The organism is Amycolatopsis sulphurea, from assembly GCF_002564045.1.
Classification (GTDB): Bacteria; Actinomycetota; Actinomycetes; order Mycobacteriales; family Pseudonocardiaceae; genus Amycolatopsis; species Amycolatopsis sulphurea.
On the sequence record NZ_PDJK01000002.1, the window covers coordinates 4,673,235 to 4,690,238 of the forward strand.

At 70.0% G+C, this 17,004-nt stretch carries 20 protein-coding genes and 1 pseudogene; 7 read left to right on the plus strand and 14 right to left on the minus strand.

Features of this window, described 5'->3' with window-relative positions; all coding sequences use genetic code 11:
* Window positions 1-201: 201 nt before the first annotated feature.
* The 3 genes from ATK36_RS27425 to ATK36_RS27435 all read right to left on the minus strand — a co-directional run bounded on the left by ATK36_RS27425 (window position 202) and on the right by ATK36_RS27435 (window position 3,905).
* Entirely contained in the window at window positions 202-1,662 is a 1,461-nt protein-coding gene (locus ATK36_RS27425; protein WP_098514106.1) for an amino acid permease, read from the minus strand.
* 114 nt (window positions 1,663-1,776) lie between these two features.
* Window positions 1,777-2,784 (minus strand): alpha/beta fold hydrolase, encoded by a 1,008-nt coding sequence (locus ATK36_RS27430; RefSeq protein ID WP_098514107.1) that lies wholly within the window; start codon window positions 2,782-2,784, stop codon window positions 1,777-1,779.
* Window positions 2,785-2,939: 155 nt separating this feature from the next.
* A complete protein-coding gene (locus ATK36_RS27435; protein ID WP_098514108.1) occupies window positions 2,940-3,905 on the minus strand; it encodes a zinc-binding dehydrogenase in 966 nt (321 codons plus the stop codon).
* Window positions 3,906-3,964: 59 nt separating this feature from the next.
* On the opposite strand from ATK36_RS27435, the gene ATK36_RS27440 reads away from it, so the two are divergent.
* From ATK36_RS27440 to ATK36_RS27450, 3 genes are read left to right on the plus strand one after another with little or no spacing between them, the layout of a single operon-like run.
* Window positions 3,965-4,165 (plus strand): hypothetical protein, encoded by a 201-nt coding sequence (locus tag ATK36_RS27440; protein ID WP_098514109.1) that lies wholly within the window; start codon window positions 3,965-3,967, stop codon window positions 4,163-4,165.
* An 11-nt stretch (window positions 4,166-4,176) separates the two neighbouring features.
* On the plus strand, window positions 4,177-4,614 hold the full coding sequence (locus tag ATK36_RS27445) for a guanyl-specific ribonuclease (protein WP_098514110.1): 438 nt from the start codon (window positions 4,177-4,179) through the stop codon (window positions 4,612-4,614).
* The gene (locus tag ATK36_RS27450; RefSeq protein WP_098514111.1) at window positions 4,611-4,979 is read left to right on the plus strand and encodes a barstar family protein; all 369 of its coding nucleotides are present in this window, start codon (window positions 4,611-4,613) and stop codon (window positions 4,977-4,979) included. The genes ATK36_RS27445 and ATK36_RS27450 overlap by 4 nt, the downstream gene beginning before the upstream one ends.
* Window positions 4,980-5,029: 50 nt before the next feature.
* Here ATK36_RS27450 and ATK36_RS27455 read toward each other — a convergent pair whose 3' ends face one another.
* The 8 genes from ATK36_RS27455 to ATK36_RS34875 all read right to left on the minus strand — a co-directional run bounded on the left by ATK36_RS27455 (window position 5,030) and on the right by ATK36_RS34875 (window position 11,768).
* Complete coding sequence (locus ATK36_RS27455) at window positions 5,030-5,803, minus strand: enoyl-CoA hydratase-related protein (protein ID WP_098514112.1); 774 nt, start codon at window positions 5,801-5,803, stop codon at window positions 5,030-5,032.
* Window positions 5,804-5,945: 142 nt separating this feature from the next.
* On the minus strand, window positions 5,946-6,689 hold the full coding sequence (locus ATK36_RS27460; protein ID WP_098514113.1) for a sirohydrochlorin chelatase: 744 nt from the start codon (window positions 6,687-6,689) through the stop codon (window positions 5,946-5,948).
* Entirely contained in the window at window positions 6,686-7,948 is a 1,263-nt protein-coding gene (locus ATK36_RS27465) for a sulfate adenylyltransferase subunit 1 (RefSeq protein WP_098514114.1), read from the minus strand. The genes ATK36_RS27460 and ATK36_RS27465 overlap by 4 nt, the downstream gene beginning before the upstream one ends.
* Complete coding sequence (cysD, locus tag ATK36_RS27470; RefSeq protein WP_245915232.1) at window positions 7,948-8,931, minus strand: sulfate adenylyltransferase subunit CysD; 984 nt, start codon at window positions 8,929-8,931, stop codon at window positions 7,948-7,950. Before cysD ends, ATK36_RS27465 begins: the two co-directional genes overlap by 1 nt.
* A 10-nt stretch (window positions 8,932-8,941) precedes the next feature.
* Complete coding sequence (locus tag ATK36_RS27475) at window positions 8,942-9,637, minus strand: phosphoadenylyl-sulfate reductase (protein WP_098514115.1); 696 nt, start codon at window positions 9,635-9,637, stop codon at window positions 8,942-8,944.
* Window positions 9,634-9,792 carry an eL43 family ribosomal protein gene (locus tag ATK36_RS27480; RefSeq protein ID WP_098514116.1) on the minus strand — a complete coding sequence of 53 codons (159 nt, stop codon included), beginning with the start codon at window positions 9,790-9,792 and terminating at the stop codon, window positions 9,634-9,636. Before ATK36_RS27480 ends, ATK36_RS27475 begins: the two co-directional genes overlap by 4 nt.
* Window positions 9,789-11,480, minus strand: a complete 1,692-nt coding sequence (locus ATK36_RS27485; RefSeq protein ID WP_098514117.1) for a nitrite/sulfite reductase — start codon at window positions 11,478-11,480, stop codon at window positions 9,789-9,791. Before ATK36_RS27485 ends, ATK36_RS27480 begins: the two co-directional genes overlap by 4 nt.
* Window positions 11,481-11,585: 105 nt before the next feature.
* Complete coding sequence (locus ATK36_RS34875) at window positions 11,586-11,768, minus strand: putative leader peptide (protein ID WP_098515220.1); 183 nt, start codon at window positions 11,766-11,768, stop codon at window positions 11,586-11,588.
* Window positions 11,769-11,950: 182 nt separating this feature from the next.
* On the opposite strand from ATK36_RS34875, the gene hemW reads away from it, so the two are divergent.
* Both hemW and ATK36_RS27500 read left to right on the plus strand, forming a co-directional pair.
* Complete coding sequence (gene hemW / locus ATK36_RS27495) at window positions 11,951-13,159, plus strand: radical SAM family heme chaperone HemW (RefSeq protein ID WP_098515221.1); 1,209 nt, start codon at window positions 11,951-11,953, stop codon at window positions 13,157-13,159.
* A gap of 69 nt (window positions 13,160-13,228) precedes the next feature.
* Complete coding sequence (locus ATK36_RS27500; RefSeq protein ID WP_098514118.1) at window positions 13,229-14,149, plus strand: NADP-dependent oxidoreductase; 921 nt, start codon at window positions 13,229-13,231, stop codon at window positions 14,147-14,149.
* Here ATK36_RS27500 and ATK36_RS34485 read toward each other — a convergent pair.
* From ATK36_RS34485 to ATK36_RS34495, 3 genes and pseudogenes are all read right to left on the minus strand, one after another.
* On the minus strand, window positions 14,139-14,288 hold the full coding sequence (locus ATK36_RS34485) for a hypothetical protein (protein ID WP_342752067.1): 150 nt from the start codon (window positions 14,286-14,288) through the stop codon (window positions 14,139-14,141). The two genes, ATK36_RS27500 and ATK36_RS34485, sit on opposite strands and share 11 nt — an antisense overlap.
* Before the next feature lie 24 nt (window positions 14,289-14,312).
* Entirely contained in the window at window positions 14,313-14,474 is a 162-nt protein-coding gene (locus ATK36_RS34490; RefSeq protein WP_342752104.1) for a hypothetical protein, read from the minus strand.
* A 118-nt stretch (window positions 14,475-14,592) separates the two neighbouring features.
* Window positions 14,593-14,655: pseudogene (locus tag ATK36_RS34495) on the minus strand (hypothetical protein); the annotation flags it as partial.
* Window positions 14,656-14,941: 286 nt separating this feature from the next.
* Between ATK36_RS34495 and ATK36_RS27510 the strand changes: the two are divergent.
* Complete coding sequence (locus ATK36_RS27510) at window positions 14,942-15,760, plus strand: siderophore-interacting protein (RefSeq protein ID WP_098514119.1); 819 nt, start codon at window positions 14,942-14,944, stop codon at window positions 15,758-15,760.
* Window positions 15,761-15,770: 10 nt separating this feature from the next.
* A complete protein-coding gene (locus ATK36_RS27515) occupies window positions 15,771-17,000 on the plus strand; it encodes a serine hydrolase domain-containing protein (protein ID WP_098514120.1) in 1,230 nt (409 codons plus the stop codon).
* Window positions 17,001-17,004: the final 4 nt, after the last annotated feature.

The window sequence follows — 17,004 nt, forward strand, 5'->3', positions numbered from 1 at the left end:
CCGGTAGCAAGGAGCGACGGCTGCCCGGCCGGAATCGGAGTGGCTCGCCGCTGCGGGAGAGAGACGGAAGCGAGCACAAGGAACGCAAGCGGCCTCCGAAACGGCCTGCCGCCCAGCGAAATCGAGACGGGCAGCCAGGTGGGGACAGGCCGTCCAGGTGCAACCGGGCGCTGGCAGCACCCGGACGGCCCGCCACCGACGTCAGTCCGAAGTGGACTCCAGCTCCGCCGAACCGGTCCGGTTGAGCAGGGAGTGCCGGCGGCTGTAAGCGAAATAGACCACCATGCCGATGGCGAACCAGATGGCGAAGCGCAGCCAGGTTTCCGGCTGCAGGAACGTGATCAGCCAGAGGGAGAAGACGATCCCGATGATCGGGACGATCGGCATGCCGGGAGTGCGGAAGGTTCGCGGCAGGTCGGGGCGGCGGTAGCGCAGCACGATCACGGCGATACAGACGACCACGAAGGCCAGCAGGATGCCGATGTTGGTCAGTTCGGCGGCCTCGTTGATCGGCAGGACGCCGGCGATGATCGCGGACGCGATGCCGAGTACCCAGGTGATGCGGCTGGGGACCTTGCGCACGGAATGGGTCTTGGAGAACCACTTCGGCAGCAGGCCGTCGCGGCTCATCGAGTAGCCGACGCGGGTCGCGCCGAGCATGAAGGTGAACAGCACGGTCAGGATGCCGATGATGGCGCCGGCCGCGATGACTGCGCCGAGCCAGCCGAGGCCGACCTTGGCGAAAGCGTCGGAGAACGCTGCGTCGGGGTCGATGTCGGTGAATTTCACCATGCCGGTCAGGACGAGGCAGGCCAGCACATACAGCACCATGGAAATGGCGAGCGAATAGATGATGGCCTTCGGCATGTGCTTCTGTGAGTCTTGGGATTCCTCGGCGGCAGTGGACATCGCGTCGTAACCAAACACGGCGAAAAAGACCGTTGCCGCGCCAGTGAAAGCGCCGCCGACGCCGAATGGGAAGAAGTTGCTGTAATTGCCGGTCTTGATGTGGAAAGCGCCGACCACGACCACCAATACCACCAGTGCGACCTTCACATACACCAGCAGCGTCTCGAACCGTGCGGCGTTTTTCATGCCCTGGTTGAGGACGAACGCGATCAGCAGGCACAGCACGACCGCGAACAGATTCACCTTGTACGAGCCGGAGGCCACGCCTGCCGGTTCGGTACCCGGCGCCCCGGCCATCCACTGCGGTAGTGACACATGCAGGAAGCCCAGCAAATCGTTGAAATAGCCGGAGATTCCGATCGCCACCACGGAGACGATCGCGGTGTACTCCAGCAGCAGATCCCAGCCGATGAACCAGCCGACGATCTCACCCAGTACCGCGTAACCGTACGTGTAGGCCGAGCCGGCCCGCGGGATGAGGCCGGCGAACTCCGCGTAGGAGAATGCCGCGGCGGCGCTGGCAATGCCCGCGATCAGGAACGAGATCAGCACCGCGGGCCCGGCGGTCTTGTTCGCCACCGCACCGGCGAGCGAGAAGATGCCCGCGCCGATGATGCCGCCGACGCCGATCGCGGTCAGCTGGCGCAATCCGAGGGTGCGCTGCAGGCCGCCCTCGGCGTTGCCTTCGATCTCGTCGATCGGTTTGCGCCGGAAGACCCCGGTTCCGGTACCCAGGCTGCGCGGAGCGGACATCGACTCTCCTCAAGCGGTCGTCAACGAACTCAGGCTGCGCACCGTACTAGCTTCGTCGCCGAGAGTTCCGCTATTCGCGGATCGCTGCCCGACCGTGACGGATCCGATGTCCGTTCAGCCCGTCGCGGTGTCCGCCACCGCCGTTTCGGGCGAGAAGCCAGTGCCGCGTATCACTCCGGCGCTGAAGAACGACAGCAGCTCCGCGACTTCCGGTGGATCGTCCAGCTGCGGGCAGTGGCCCCAGTCCTCGCGCACCAGCAGCCTGCTGTGCGGGACCAGGGTGTGCAGCCGTTGCCCGGACGCCGAGGTGACCAGCTTGTCCTTGCCGCAAGCCACAACCAGCAGAGGCACGCGCACCTCGTCGAGCCGGTAGGCGTCGCTCAGCTCCGCGACCAGCTGACGTGCTTGCTCCAGCCGACGGGTGGTGGCCCGGTAGTCCGGGAACAGCGTCGTGAACCGGCGTACCTGGCCGGCGTCGGCTTGGCGGGAGTCGGCGTAGAGGATCCGCGGCACGACCTGTTCGGCGACCGCGCGGACCAGGAATCCGGGTACCGGGACCGGCAGCGACGAATACAGGCGCAGCGGCAGGGGATTGCGCCCGACCGTGCGCACGAGCCACGAATCGACGAGGCCGGGGGCGGCGATCGACACCACGCCGGCCACCGGCAGCCGCGAAGTCTGCGCCGCACGCAGGCTCAGCGTGCCGCCGAGTGAGTTCCCGGCCAGCACCACCGGCCCCAGCACGGCCTGTTCCCGCACCACGGCGGCGGTGAACGCGTCGAACTGAGGCAGCATCGGCCCCGGGCGCAGAGACTGGGCGTCCCCGAATCCGGGAAGGTCGACGGCGGTCGCGGCGATGCCCTCGGCGGCGAGTTGGTCGAGTACCGGACGCCACGTGTCGGCGCTGTCGCAATACCCGTGCAGCAGCACCAGCCGCGGGGCGCGGGGCTTGCCGTCCGGGCGGCGGCGGGTGCGCCGGGGCGCCTCAGCGACCGGCGGCCCGGCTTCGAGCACGCGGGTCCGGACCCCGGCGAAGCGCCGGAACGATTCCCGGATCGGGTCCGGGTCACTGGGGTGCCGGCCGCCCTGGTCGGCGGGCGCGGGCCGCTGCGTCGCGGTCATGTTCTTCAGGTTAACTGTTCAAGGTCGAAAACCGGTCGAACTTCCGGGGTAACCATCGCATTGCGAAAGGCGGGGGTTGACGGGGCACCGGAGCCGGCGTACAAGCGGCGGCCCGGGTGCCCGCCGAGCGGGACGACCCGGGCCGGACCGGCCTGCTACCGGGTGAAGACGATCTTTCCGGCGGTCTCTCCCTCGGCCATCACACGGAAGCCTTCGGCGGCCTCGGCGAGCGGCAGCAGAGTGCCGATCTGCGGTTTGATGCCCGTCAGGGCCAAATACCCGAGTAGATCGGCCAGTTCGTCGCGGGTGCCCATGGTCGAGCCGAGGATGCGCAGCTGGAGGAAGAACACCCGCTGCAGATCCGCGGACGGGTCCGGACCGCTGGTCGAGCCGGACACCACGACCACGCCGCCGGGCTTGAGCGACTTGAGTGTGTGCGCCCAGGTCGCCTTGCCGACCGTCTCGAACGCCGCGTCCACCCGCTCCGGCAGCCGCGCGCCGGATTCGAAGGTCTGGTGCGCGCCGACCTGCTCGGCCAGCGCCCGCTTCTCCTCCGAACGGCCGGTGACCCACACCCGGAAGCCGGCCGCCCGGCCGAGCGCGATCAACGCCGTCGAGACCCCGCCCGAGGCGCCCTGCACGAGCATCGTCTGGCCGGGCCGCAGCCCGGATTTCACGAACAGCATCCGGTACGCGGTGAGCCAGGCCGTGCCCATCGTCGCGGCCTCGGGGAAGCTCAACCCGGCCGGTTTGGGCACGACGTTGCGCGCGGGCACCACGATCTGGTCGGCGAAGGTGCCTTGGTACTTCTCGGTGAGCAGGGTGCGCTTCGGGTCGAGGGTGTCGTCGCCCTGCCAGCCCGGTGCGTTGATCACCGAGTGCAGCACGACCTCGGTGCCGTCGTCGAGCGTGCCGGCGCCGTCGCAGCCCAGGATCATCGGGAACTGCTCGGCCTTGATGCCGACGCCGCGCAGCGTCCACAGGTCGTGCATGTTGAGACTGGCGGCCCGCACGTGCACCCGGACCCAGCCTTCGGGCACCTCGGGTTCGGGCCGCTCGCCGACGACCAGAGAGTCAAGCGGGGACTCGGCGTTGGGTTCCTTCGCGTATACGGCGAACATGGCAGCAACGTACCGCCCCTCGCCGTGCTCCCGCAGCAGACGCGCGTAGGCTCACAGTTGTGCTGAACGGGCTGGCCAACTGGTGGGACGGGGTGGAGCTGTGGCTCGCCCAGGCCTGGTTCCCGGTGCAGTTCGTGCTGGTCATGGTCGTTGTCGTGCCGCTGTGCCTGCTCGCCGCGTGGGCCATCGACAAGCTGGTCGGGCGCTGCGGCCGCTGGCTCGGCACGGCCCGTGACGACGAGCGCCCCGACGGCTCCTAAGCTGGCGCACCATGGTCAACCGTAGGCGGATCACCGCCGCGCTCGTCGGGCTGCTCGTGCTGGTGCTCGGGGGCTGGCTGGTGAAGGAGGCGACCGGCGGGCCGGACACGCCGCCCGCCGGGAACTCCGCGCCCGCAGCGGCCGCCGGTGCCGCCGAGTCGAAGCTGCCGGTGAAACCGCTGTCCGCACTGCCATCGCAGGCCAAGGACACCTGGCGGCTGATCCAGCAGGGTGGCCCGTATCCCTACCCCCGCAACGACGACGTCGTCTTCCAGAATCGCGAGAAGGTCTTGCCGAGCGAGAAAACCGGCTACTACCACGAATACACGGTGAAAACCCCAGGCAGTCCGGATCGCGGGCCGCGGCGGCTGGTCACCGGGCAGGCCAAGGAGCTGTACTACACCGGCGACCACTACGCGTCGTTCGTCGTCGTGGACCCGAGCCGGTGAGCGGGGGCGAGGACGCGAAGGCGGTCGCGGACCAGGCTTTCGCACGTGGCGCGTACCCGCACCTGGTCGACGGCGGCCGCACCGTGGACAAGGCGAGCACGCTGGACGCGATCGCCGCGGCGATGTCCTTCCCGGACTACTTCGGCCGCAACCTCGACGCGCTCTACGACATGCTCACCGACCTGTCCTGGCTGCCGCACGGCGAGCACGTGCTGATCTGGACCGGTTCGGAGGTGCTGCGTGGCGCCGAACCCAAGACCTACCTGGCGATCCGGAGCGTGCTCTCGGACGCCCAGCGGGCACTCGGACCCGGCGACGGCCGCATCGACGGCTGGCGGCTGACCGTAGTTCTCGCGGATTCCTGACCCGGGCGCCGGAAATGCTGCCGGAAACGCGGTGAAGGGACCCTTTGGCGTCATTCGGCGGGCACCCAGGAAGGTTTGCGCTTCTGGCCGAACGCCCGGATGCCCTCCTGACCCTCCTCGCTCGCGAAGAACCCGGCGGACAGCTCGTTCATCGCGGCGAATCCTTCGGATGGGGTGGCCGGGCGCGGGCGGCTGAGCAGCTCCTTGGTGGCGGCCAGGGCCTTCGGTCCGCCGAGGCTGAGCGACTTGAGATAACCGGCCACCTTGGCGTCCAGCTGTTCGGCCGGGACGCAGGCGTTGAGCAGGCCGATCTCCACCGCGCGGTGGGCGTCGAAGACCTCGCCGGTGAGGAACAGCTCGTGCGCGGCGCGGGCCTGCAGCCGGGGCAGCACGGTCAGCGAGATCAACGCCGGGACCACGCCGATGCGGACCTCGGAGAAGGCGAACGTGGCCTCGGGGACGGCGACCGCGATGTCGCAGGCGGCGACCATGCCGATGCCGCCCGCCCGAGCCGGTCCGGCCAGCCGGGCGACGACCGGTTTGGGGCTGCTCCAGAGCTGGTCGAGGATCTGGGGGAACTCGTTCACGCCCTGGTCGCCCGAGCCGGCGCCGCGGGCCTCCTTGAGATCCATTCCGGCGCAGAAGACCGGTCCGGTGTGGGTCAGCTGCACGACCCGCACGGCGTCGTCGGTCCGGGCGCTCTCCAGTGCGGCGCTCAGCTCCCTGCGCAACTGCGCGGACAGCGCGTTGCGGTTGTGCGGGGAATCGAGCGTGATCGTGGCGATGCCGCCTGTGACCGTGTAGTGCACCAGTTCGTCAGCCATGACGACACTCTGGCACACCGTGGCTGCAGTGTGGCCGTCTCGCGAACGCGGTCACACCGCAGGAGGGCGGAGAAGCTGTGAAGGGGCCCTTCACGGACTCAGAGTCCGTGAAGGGCCCCTTCACAGCCTTGATCCGGGTGGTTTACGCGGGTTGCGCGGAACGCAGCAAGCCGGCGACTGCCGCGGCGTAGCGGCCGATCACGACGTCGGCGACGCGTGGGTCGTCGGCCAGCGGGCCGGCCAGGAACACGCCGGGGTCGGCCTCGCGGGCCTGCGCGGCGATCCGGTCGGGGAGCAGCCCGGGGGCGAGGAACCAGGAGGCCACGACGAGGTGTCGCACGCCGCGCTCGCGCAGCCGGGCTGCGGCGGCCGGTACGTCGGGCTGGGCCGCGCTGGCGAACGCCTCGCTCACCGGGAGGCCGAGCCGCTGCTCCCACTGCCCGGCGAGCGCTGTGACCACGGTGTTCGCCTCCGGGTTCGACGAGCCGACCGCGGTGAGCAGGATCCCGGTGTCCTTGCGCCGGCGAGCCGGGGCGAGCCGGTCGAGCGCCACGGCCTGAAGCGCCGGGCCGGCTCCCAGTACTTCGGATACATCGATGCGGAATCCGGGGCAGTCCGCATGCACCGCGTCGATCAGCGCGGGCAGGTCGACCCGGGCGTGGAACGCGCGGCCGAGTAGCAGCGGCACGACGACCGCGCTTCGGTGCCCTTGCGCGTAGAGTCCGCGCAGCACATCGGTCACCCGCGGTTCGGAAAGGTCCAAAAAGGACTCGTGGACCGCGGCCCCCGGGGCCTGCGCGCGCACGACATCGGCGAGTGCCCGCACGGTCGCCGCCGAGCGGGGGTCGCGACTGCCGTGCGCGACGGCCACCAGGGGAGGGGTCACGAGAACCGCTCACCCACCAGCCCGGCGGCCAGGGTGTCGCCGTCCTTCGGGTCGATCACGAGGAACGCGCCGGTCCGCGGGCTGGTGCCGTAGTCGTCCACCGGCAGAGGTTCGGCCAGCTGCAGGGTCACGCTGGCGATGTCGTTGAGCTCCAGGCTTTCCGGAGCCTCCACCCGGGACAGCTTCTGCTCGTCGAACCGGGCGTGCAGCCCACTGGCCAGCCCCTGCACGGTCCGGGTGCCGTGCTTGACGAGCACTCGCGCACCGGGCTTGAGCGGCTTCGCGGACAGCCAGCACAACGTGCCGGTGATCTCGTCGATGACCTCCGGTGGCGAGTCCGCGGCCGCGATGAGGTCGCCGCGGCCGATGTCGATGTCGTCGGCGAGCAGCAGGGTCACGGAGGTGCCCGCGCCGGCTTCCGCGAGCGGTCCGTCAGCGGTGTCGATCCGCTCGACCCGGCTGCGGATGCCTTGCGGCAGCACGACGATCTCGTCGCCGGGACGCACAGTGCCTGCGGCGATCTGACCGGCGTACCCGCGGTAATCCGGATGCTCTTCGGTGCGCGGGCGGATCACGTACTGCACCGGGAATCGCAACGCCGAATCGTGCGGATCCGGCGCCACCGGCACGGTTTCGAGGTGCTCCAGCAGGGACGGGCCGTCGTACCACGGGGTCTGCTCCGAACGCGTGGCGACATTGTCGCCGCGCAGCGCGGAAACCGGGATGGTGACCACCGAGGCCGCCTCGTAGCCGAGGGATTCGGCGTGCGCGGTGAACTCCTTGGCGATCACGGTGAACGCGGTCTCGTCGTAGCCGACGAGGTCGATCTTGTTCACTGCCAGCACCAGCCGCGGCACGCCGAGCAACGCGAGCACCGCGGCGTGCCGGCGGGTCTGCTCGACGACGCCGTTACGCGCGTCCACCAGCAGTACGGCCAGCTGCGCGGTGGAGGCGCCGGTGACCGTGTTGCGGGTGTACTGCACGTGCCCCGGGGTGTCGGCGAGCACGAAGGACCGCTTGGGCGTGGCGAAGTAGCGGTAGGCCACGTCGATGGTGATGCCCTGCTCGCGTTCCGAGCGCAGGCCGTCGACCAGCAGCGAGAGGTCCGGGGTGGACAGTCCTTTGTCGACACTGGCTCGGGTGACCGCGTCGAGCTGGTCGGCGAGCACGGATTTGGTGTCGTAGAGCAGGCGCCCGACGAGGGTGGATTTCCCGTCGTCGACGCTGCCCGCGGTGGCCAGTCTGAGCAGGCTCGACATCAGAAGTAGCCCTCCCGTTTGCGGTCTTCCATGGCGGCCTCGGACATCCGGTCGTCGGCGCGGGTGGCCCCGCGTTCGGTGAGCCGGGAGGCGGACACCTCGGCGATCACCTCCTCGACGGTGGACGCGGTCGATTCCACGGCGCCGGTACAGGAACCGTCGCCGACGGTCCGGTAGCGCACCGATTTCGTGGTCACGGTCTCGTCCGGCCGAGGACCGCCCCACTGCCCTTCGGTGAGCCACATGCCGTCGCGCCGGTACACCGGGCGCTGGTGGGCGTAGTAGATCGAGGGCAGCTCGACCTCTTCGCGGGCGATGTAGTGCCAGACGTCGGCCTCGGTCCAGTTGGACAGCGGGAAAACCCGGACCTGCTCGCCGGGGCGGTGCCGTCCGTTGTAGAGGTTCCACAGCTCGGGCCGCTGCCTGCGCGGCTCCCACTGGCCGAACGCGTTGCGGAGGCTGAAGACGCGTTCCTTGGCCCGCGCGCGTTCCTCGTCCCGGCGGCCGCCGCCGAACACCGCGTCGAACTTGTTCTGCGCGATGGTCTCCAGCAGCGGAGTGGTCTGCAGCGGGTTGCGCAGCCCGTCCGCGCGCTCCTCCAGCCTGCCGTCGTCGATCCAGTCCTGGACCTTCGCCACGACCAGGCGCAGGCCGTACTTCTCGACCACGTGATCGCGGAAGTCCAGCACCTCGGTGAAGTTGTGCCCGGTGTCCACGTGCAGCAGGGGGAACGGCACCGGGGCGGGCCAGAACGCCTTGATCGCCAGGTGCAGCATCAGCGTCGAGTCCTTGCCACCGGAGAACAGGATCACCGGGCGGTCGAACTCGCCGGCTACCTCCCGGAAGATGTGGATGGCTTCGGACTCCAGCGCGGCCAGGTTGTCCGTTGCGATCGTGGTGGGGGGGTCCAGAGGGGCACCGGCTGGGGTCCGGGGCTCGGCCCCGGAGGGCACGGCATCGGCTGCCGGTTCGAGTGTGGTCATGCGTCCTTCCTCAGCCGTGCAGTCCGCATTCGGTCTTCGCCTGTCCGGCCCAGCGGCCGCTGCGCGGGTCGGCGCCGGCCTCCACCTTCGCCGTGCACGGGGCGCAGCCGATGGACGGGTAGCCCGCGGACACCAGCGGGTTCTCCAGGATCCCGTGGTCGCGGATGTAGCCGTTGAACTCCTCGTCGCTCCACGCCGCGATGGGGTTGATCTTCACCAGGCCGTTGCGCTCGTCCCAGGTGACGATCGGGGTGTTCGCGCGGGTCGGCGCGTCGACCCGGCGTACACCGGTGACCCAGGCCGAGTACCGCGCCAGCGTGCTGCGCAGCGGGACCACCTTGCGCAGGAAGCAGCACTGGGTCGGGTCACGGTCGTGCAGTTTCGGGCCGTACTCGGCGTCCTGTTCGGCGACGCTCTGTTCGGCCTGCGCGTTCACGATCTGCACGGCGGGATAGACCGTCTGCACCGCGTCGCGGGTGCCGATGGTCTCCGGGAAGTGGTAGCCGGTTTCCAGGAACAGCACGTCCACGTCCGGCTTGACCTTGACGGCCAGGTCGATCAGCACCGCGTCCTGCATGTTCGACGCGACGATGAAGTCGTCGCCGAAAGTCTCCGCGGTCCAGCGCAGGGCTTCCCCGGCGGTGGCCGAGGCCAGTTCTTTCCCGGCCCGTTCGGCCAACGTCCGGTAGTCCGCGGTGGCGGTCATCGGTGCGCCTCCTGAGGTAGGGACAGTCCGTGGAACTTCACCGAGAACCTCCGGCGGCAGGCGGCGCACAGCCACCCGCCCGCTTCTTCGGGACGCAGGTCCTCGTCGCCGCAGAACGGGCAGTAGTAGGGCACCGCCCGCTCGCCGGTGGTCACTGCAGCACGCTCTCTTCGGCCCGGACGACCCACTGGGCGAAGCGTTCCCCGGGCTCGCGGCCGGCGAGGTAGGCCCGGGCGAGCCGCTCGACGTAGCCGGTCAGCTCATCCGAGGTGACCTTGTGGCCGCGCAGTTTCCGGCCGAATCCGGCGTCCAGGCCGAGCCCGCCGCCCAGGTGCACCTGGAATCCTTCGACCTGGCGGCCGTCGGCGTCGGTGACGATCTGGCCCTTGAGCCCGATGTCCGCGGTCTGCACCCGGGCGCAGGAGTTGGGGCAGCCGTTGAGGTGCACGGTGATCGGCACTTCGAGCCGGGCGTTGACGTCGGCGAGCGACTTCTCCAGGTCCGCCACGAGCTGCCGCGCGCGGGCCTTGGTCTCGACGATCGCCAGCTTGCAGAACTCCAGCCCGGTGCACGCCATCACGCTGCGCCGCCACGGCGACGGGTCGGCCTGCAGGCCCTGCTCGGCGAGGCCGGCCTTGAGCCGGTCCACCTGCTCGGCGGGCACGTCGAGCACGATCAGCTTCTGCAGCGGGGTGAGCGCGACCCGGCCGGATCCGGCGCGTTCGGCCGCGTCCGCGACGGCCACCAGGGTGCTGCCGGAGACGCGGCCGGCGACCGGCGCGGCGCCGACGTAGCACCGGCCGTCCTTCTGCGGGTGCACGCCGACGTGGTCGATCGGGGCGGGCGGGTCGACCGGGGCCGGGCCGTCGATCAGCTTCCGCTTGAGGTACTCCGTTTCCAGGACCTCGCGGAACTTCGCCGCGCCCCAGTCCTTGACCAGGAACTTCAGCCGCGCCCGCGAACGCAGCCTGCGGTACCCGTAGTCCCGGAAGATCGAGACCACGCCTTCCCACACGTCCGGCACCTCGGCCAGCGGGATCCACGCCCCGAGCCGCTGCGCGAGCATCGGGTTGGTGGACAGCCCGCCGCCGACCCACAGGTCGAGGCCGGGGCCGTGCTCGGGGTGCACGACGCCGACGAAGGACACGTCGTTGAGCTCGTGCACGATGTCGGGCAGGCCGGAGATCGCGGTCTTGAACTTGCGCGGCAGGTTCGCGTACTTCGGGTCGCCGATGTAGCGGCGGCGGATCTCGGCGAGCGCGGAGGAGGCGTCGAGCACCTCGTCCGCGGCGATCCCGGCGACCGGCGAGCCGAGCATCCCGCGCGGGCTGTCGCCGCAGGCCTCCATCGTGGTCAGGCCGACTGCTTCGAGCCGGGACCAGATCGTGGGCACGTCCTCGATGCGGATCCAGTGGTACTGGATGTTCTGCCGGTCGGTGATGTCCGCGGTGTCGCGGGCGTGCTCCTGCGATAGCTCGCCGAGCACCCGCAGCTGCGCGGTGGTGAGCCCGCCGCCGTCGGTGCGGACGCGCATCATCAGGTAGCGGTCGTCCAGCTCCTCCGGCTCCAGCGCCGCGGTGCGGCCGCCGTCGATGCCCGGACGGCGCTGGGTGTAGAGGCCGAACCAGCGGAACCGGCCGCGCAGGTCGCCGGGGTCGATCGAGTCGAAGCCCTGCCGGGAGTAGATGTTCTCGATCCGCGCGCGGGCGTTGAGCGGGTGGTCGTCCTTCTTCGCGCGTTCGTTCGGGTTCAGCGGCTCGCGGTAGCCGAGCGCCCACTGGCCTTCGCCGCGCTTCTGCCGGGCGCGGCCCTTCCCGGGCGTGTCGCGCGTGGGTGCGGCCATGGAGGTCCTCCGGGCGGGGTGTGGTGGTGGCACCGGCCGGTCGTGGCGGTGCGGGGCACGGCCGTGCGCGGCACTGCGCCGCCGGTGGCCTGGTCGGGACGGGAGTCAGCGGACGTGACGGCAGAGCGCGCTCGCGACCCGGAGCAGGTCGACGTGGCGGCGCGCCACGAGAAGGACACCGGCAGGACTCACCGGTCCAGACTGCCACGTGGACAGAAGGTGGTCCACGGTGTCCGGATGGTGGGAGCAGACTTGCGCGCCGCCTCCGGAACCCCTCCGGCCAGGCATTTCCCCGCGCACGGCCGGGCCTGTTCCGGCCTGGGCCACTCCGCCGGGTCGTTCGGTAGCCGAACTTTTCCCCGCCGCAGGTCCGTGAAGGGCCCCTTCACGGAATCAGAGTCCGTGAAGGGCCCCTTCACAGACGTCCGGCCGGGGACCGGGGCGTGAGCGGGACCGGGGACAATGGGGTCGTGCCTGTTCCCGACGTCAGCAGTCCGCCTGCCGGGCTGCCCGAGAGTGCGCTGGCGGGGCTCGGTACCCGGCCCTTCGGCGTGTACGTGCATGTGCCGTTCTGCGCGACCCGCTGCGGCTACTGCGACTTCAACACCTACACCGCCGGCGAGCTGGGTACGGCCGCCTCGCCGCGGTCGTGGCTGGACGCGTTGCGCCGCGAGCTGGAGCTAGGGGCGCAGGTGCTCGGCAGCCCGCCGCAGGCGGAGACCGTGTTCGTCGGGGGCGGCACGCCGTCTTTGCTGGGGGCGGACGGGCTGGCCGAGGTGCTCGAAGGGGTGCGGTCGGCATTCGGCCTGGCGCCGGATGCCGAGGTGACGACGGAGTCGAATCCCGAGTCCACCTCGCCGGAGTTCTTCGCCGGGCTTCGGGCCGCCGGATACACGCGGGTGTCGCTCGGTATGCAGTCCGCGGCGCGGCACGTGCTCCAGGTGCTGGACCGCGTACACACGCCGGGGAGACCGGTCGAGGCTGCGCGGGAGGCACTCGCCGCCGGGTTCGAGCACGTGAACCTCGATGTGATCTATGGCACCCCCGGCGAGCGCACAGGTGATCTGCAGGCCTCACTCGACGCGGTGCTTTCCGCCGGGGTCGACCACGTCTCGGCGTACGCGCTGATTGTCGAAGAGGGCACCGCGCTCGCCCGCCGGGTGCGCCGTGGTGAGCTGCCCGCGCCAGACGACGACGTGCTGGCCGCGGACTACGAGCTGATCGATTCGGTGCTCGCCGCGGCCGGGCTGACCTGGTACGAGGTGTCGAACTGGTGCACCGGCGAAGCCGCGCGGTGCCGGCACAACCTCGGCTACTGGCGCGGCGGCGACTGGTGGGGTGCGGGTCCCGGTGCGCACAGCCACGTCGGGGGGGTGCGCTGGTGGAACGTGAAGCATCCGGGGAAGTACGCCGGGTTGCTCGCCGAGGGCCGCAGCCCGGAGGCGGATCGCGAGGTGCTCACCGACGCGGATCGGCACCTGGAGCGGATCATGCTCGAACTGCGCATTGCCGAAGGACTTCCGCTGTCCGCATTGGACGCCGAAGGGGCCGCGCAGGCCAGGGCCGCGGCTGCCGAGGGACTGCTCGATCAGTCCGCTTTGGACAGTCAGGGCCGGGCGGTGCTGACCGCTCCCGGGCGGCTGCTCGCGGACGGAGTGGTGCGCCGCCTGGCTGGATGACTTTGCGTCGCCGGGCATAATCTCGGCCGATCCTTCGTTGGCCGAAGTACACGAACGAGGGAGACGCGCATGCCGCAGGCGGTCAGGTACAGCGAACACGGCGGGGTCGACGTGCTGCGGGTGGCGGATGTGCCACGCCCGGCACCCGATGCCGGGCAGGTGCTCGTAGCCGTCCGCGCGGCCGGGATCAACCCGGGGGAGACGGGGATTCGCGAAGGCCGGTATGCGCAGAAATGGCCGTCGGCCTTTCCGTCCGGACAGGGCAGTGATCTTGCTGGGGTGGTCGCCGAGCTGGGTGCGGGAGTGTCCGATTTGGCCGTCGGCGACGAGGTGATCGGCTTCGTCGACAACCGTTCCAGCCACGCGGAGTACGTCCTGGTCGACGCCGGCGACCTGATCCCGAAGCCGAGCGGGGTGTCCTGGGAAGCCGCGGGCAGTCTCTTCATCGCGGGCACGACCGCGTACGCGTCAGTGCGCGCGACGTGCCCTCGCGACGGAGACACTGTCGTCGTCTCGGGCGCTGCTGGCGGAGTCGGTTCGCTGACGGTGCAGCTGGTGAAGCTCACTGGTGCCACCGTCGTCGGCATTGCCAGCGAAGCGAACCACGAGTGGCTTCGCGAGTACGGCGTGGTCCCGGTGGCGTACGGCGACGGTCTTGAAGAGCGGCTGCACGAAGTCACCGAGGGCAAGGTCGACGCGTTCATCGACACCTACGGCAGTGGGTACGTCGAGCTGGCGCTTCGCCTGGGCGTGTACCCGGGCCGGATCAACACAGTGATCGATTTCGCCGCTGCGGAGAAGTACCAGGTGAAGGCCGAAGGCAACACAAGCGCCGCTGACGCCGAAGTGCTGCGAGACCTCGCCGCGCTGGCCGACAAGGGCTTGCTGGACGTGCCGATCGCCGCCGTCTATCCGCTGACGCAGGTGCAGGACGCCTACCGAGAGTTGGAGCGCAGGCACACACGCGGCAAGATCGTGCTCAAGCCCTGACCAGCGCGCGCATCCCGGCCACGAAGGCCTCCAGCGTGAACTCCAACCGGTCCCTGCTCGTGCCGGCGTTGAATAACTGCCCGATCTGCAACAGATTCGGGAAGGCGCCCGCGGGCAGGGACTGCATGTACTCGGTCATCTGCCGGCTTCGTTCGGCGACGCGTTAAGCGCCGTATTCGCCGAGCGTCCAGCTGCTCGCTTCGTACGCGTACGCCTTCGCGTACGTGCTGAGCGCGTCACTCGCGAACGCTGCTTGCTTCAGGTCCAGTCCTGCGGCGCGTAGCAGCGCTTCGCCTCGGCGCAGCGAGTTGGGTGTGATCGGCACCGGCGTGTTCCACGCGACCGTCGCAATGCCGGGATAGGCCATCATCGCGGCGATCTGGAGCCGTTTTGCCGGAGACGTACGCGTAAAGCGACGCCGGCCCGGTTTCCAGCCGCTGTGCCACCCGCCTCATGGAGACCGCGGCGAGGCCTTCTTCGGTGAGCACCTTCAGTGCCGTCCGCATGACGAGTTCCTGTGACGGGAGCTGATCGAGCGCTCGCACCGCGAGCGGTTCGACGGGCCGTTGCGGGGCGAAGCTCCCCGGTTTCGGTTCAGCGGACGTCCGGTTCCCACTGGCCGAGGGGCGGGCGAGCACTCTGACCTTCGCGCTGGTCCGCGGTCCGGAGGGTTGGCTCGTCACGGCTTTCCAGAACACCCGGGTGACCGATCCGGCGGGGGCTGGGCAGAGCGGGTGATCAGCGCGTACGGTGGGTAGGGATTAGGCAAGCCTTACTGAATGGTGGTGTCCGATGGCCGAAGCTCCGGCACGCAAGGGGAGGCCGGCCGTGCGGCTCGAAGTCCTGCGCACGGAAAAGCTCACGCCGCACATGATCCGCATCGTCGCCGGGGGCGCCGGGCTGGCCGATTTCCGGCCGAACGAGTTCACCGACGCGTATGTGAAGGTGATCTTCGAAGTGCCCGGCGTCGAGTACCCGGAACCGTTCGACCTGCAGCGGATCCGCGAGGAGCTGCCACGGGAGCACGCCCCGCGGCTGCGCACGTACACGGTCCGTTCCTACGACGCGACGGCAGGCGAGCTGGTGCTCGACTTCGTGGTGCACGGCGACGAGGGCCTCGCGGGTCCGTGGGCGCAGCGAGCGCGGCCCGGTGACGAGCTGCTGCTGGCCGGCCCAGGCGGGGCGTACGCGCCGAGCCCGGAAGCAGGCTGGCACCTGCTGGTCGGTGACGAGTCGGCGTTGCCCGCGATTGCCTCGGCCGTGGAAGCGCTGCCCTCGGGAGTGCCGGCGCAGGTGTTCGTGCTCGTCGAAGACGCTGCCGAAGAGCAGCCGCTGGTCACGAAGGCCGAGGCGCAGGTGACCTGGCTGCACCGGTCCGCCGGCGCGGATCTGGTCTCCGAGGTGAAGGCGGCGCCGTGGCGAAGCGCCGAGGTGCAGGCTTTTGTTCACGGCGAAGCCGGGTTCGTGCGGGAATTGCGCCGGTACCTATTCGAGGAGCGCGGTGTCGCACGGGATGCGGTGTCGCTGTCCGGATACTGGCGCGAGGGCAAGGACGACGAGGCCTGGCGAGCGGAAAAGGCAGCAGAGCGCAGGGTGATCGAATCGGCGTAAGGTCGCCGTCATGACCGAGGTGGAAGTCACGGTCGATCCCGCGCAGGCGGGTTTCGACGAGGTGCGGCTCCAGCGGATCGATCGGCACTTCACCCGGTATGTCGAGGATGGGTTGCTTCCCGGTTTCCTCGCCGTGGTGAGCAGGCACGGGCAGATCGTGCACGTGGCCTCGGCCGGGAAGCGCGACGTGGAAGCGGGCGCCCCGGTCGAGACGGACACGCTCTGGCGCATCTTCTCCATGACGAAGCCGGTCACCTCGGTGGCCGCGATGACCTTCGTCGAGGAGGGCCGGATCGACCTCACCGACCCGATCTCCCGATGGCTGCCGGAGTTCGCCGAACCACGGGTCTACGTCAAGGGACCCGCGCTCGCCCCGGTCACCGAGCCCGCCACCGAGCCGATCCGGCTGTGGCATCTGCTCACGCACACCGCGGGCCTGACCTACGGATTCCACTACACGCACCCGGTCGACGCGAGGTACCGGGCGGCCGGCTTCGAATGGGAGAATCCGCCTGGTCTGGACCTCGCTGGATGCAGCCGCGAATGGGCCAAGCAGCCGCTGGTGTTCCAGCCGGGCCGCGAATGGAACTACTCGGTCGCCACCGACGTGCTCGGCAGGCTGGTCGAGGTACTCACCGGGAAGCCGCTCGACGAGGTGTTCGCCGAGCGGATCTTCGGCCCGCTCGGCATGGCCGACACCGGGTTCTGGACCGCGGAGCACGACCGGCTGGCCGCGTTGTACGTGCCCACGCCGAAGACCGGGCGGATCGTGCGCAGCGACCAGCTCGGCGCGGTCGGCACCCGGCGCCCGGACTGCTTCTCCGGCGGTGGCGGCCTGGTCTCCACCGCGGCCGACTACCACCGGTTCACGCAGATGCTGCTGCGGCGCGGGGAACTCGACGGGGTGCGGATACTCGCGCCGCGCACGGTCGACCTGATGACCGCCAACCACCTGCCCGGTCATGTGGACCTCGAAGCCTACGGGCGCCCGCTGTTCGCCGAGATGCCCTTCGACGGCTTCGGTTTCGGCCTCGGCTTCTCCGTGCTGATCGACCAGATCAAGGCGAAAACGTTGTCCACGCCGGGGGAATACGCCTGGGGCGGGGCGGCCTCGACCGCGTTCTGGGTCGACCCGGACGAAGACCTCACGGTGGCCTTCTACACCCAGCTGCTGCCCTCCAGCACGTATCCGATCCGTCAGGAGCTGCGGCAGCTGGTGTACCAGGCGCTTGTGGACTGAGCGC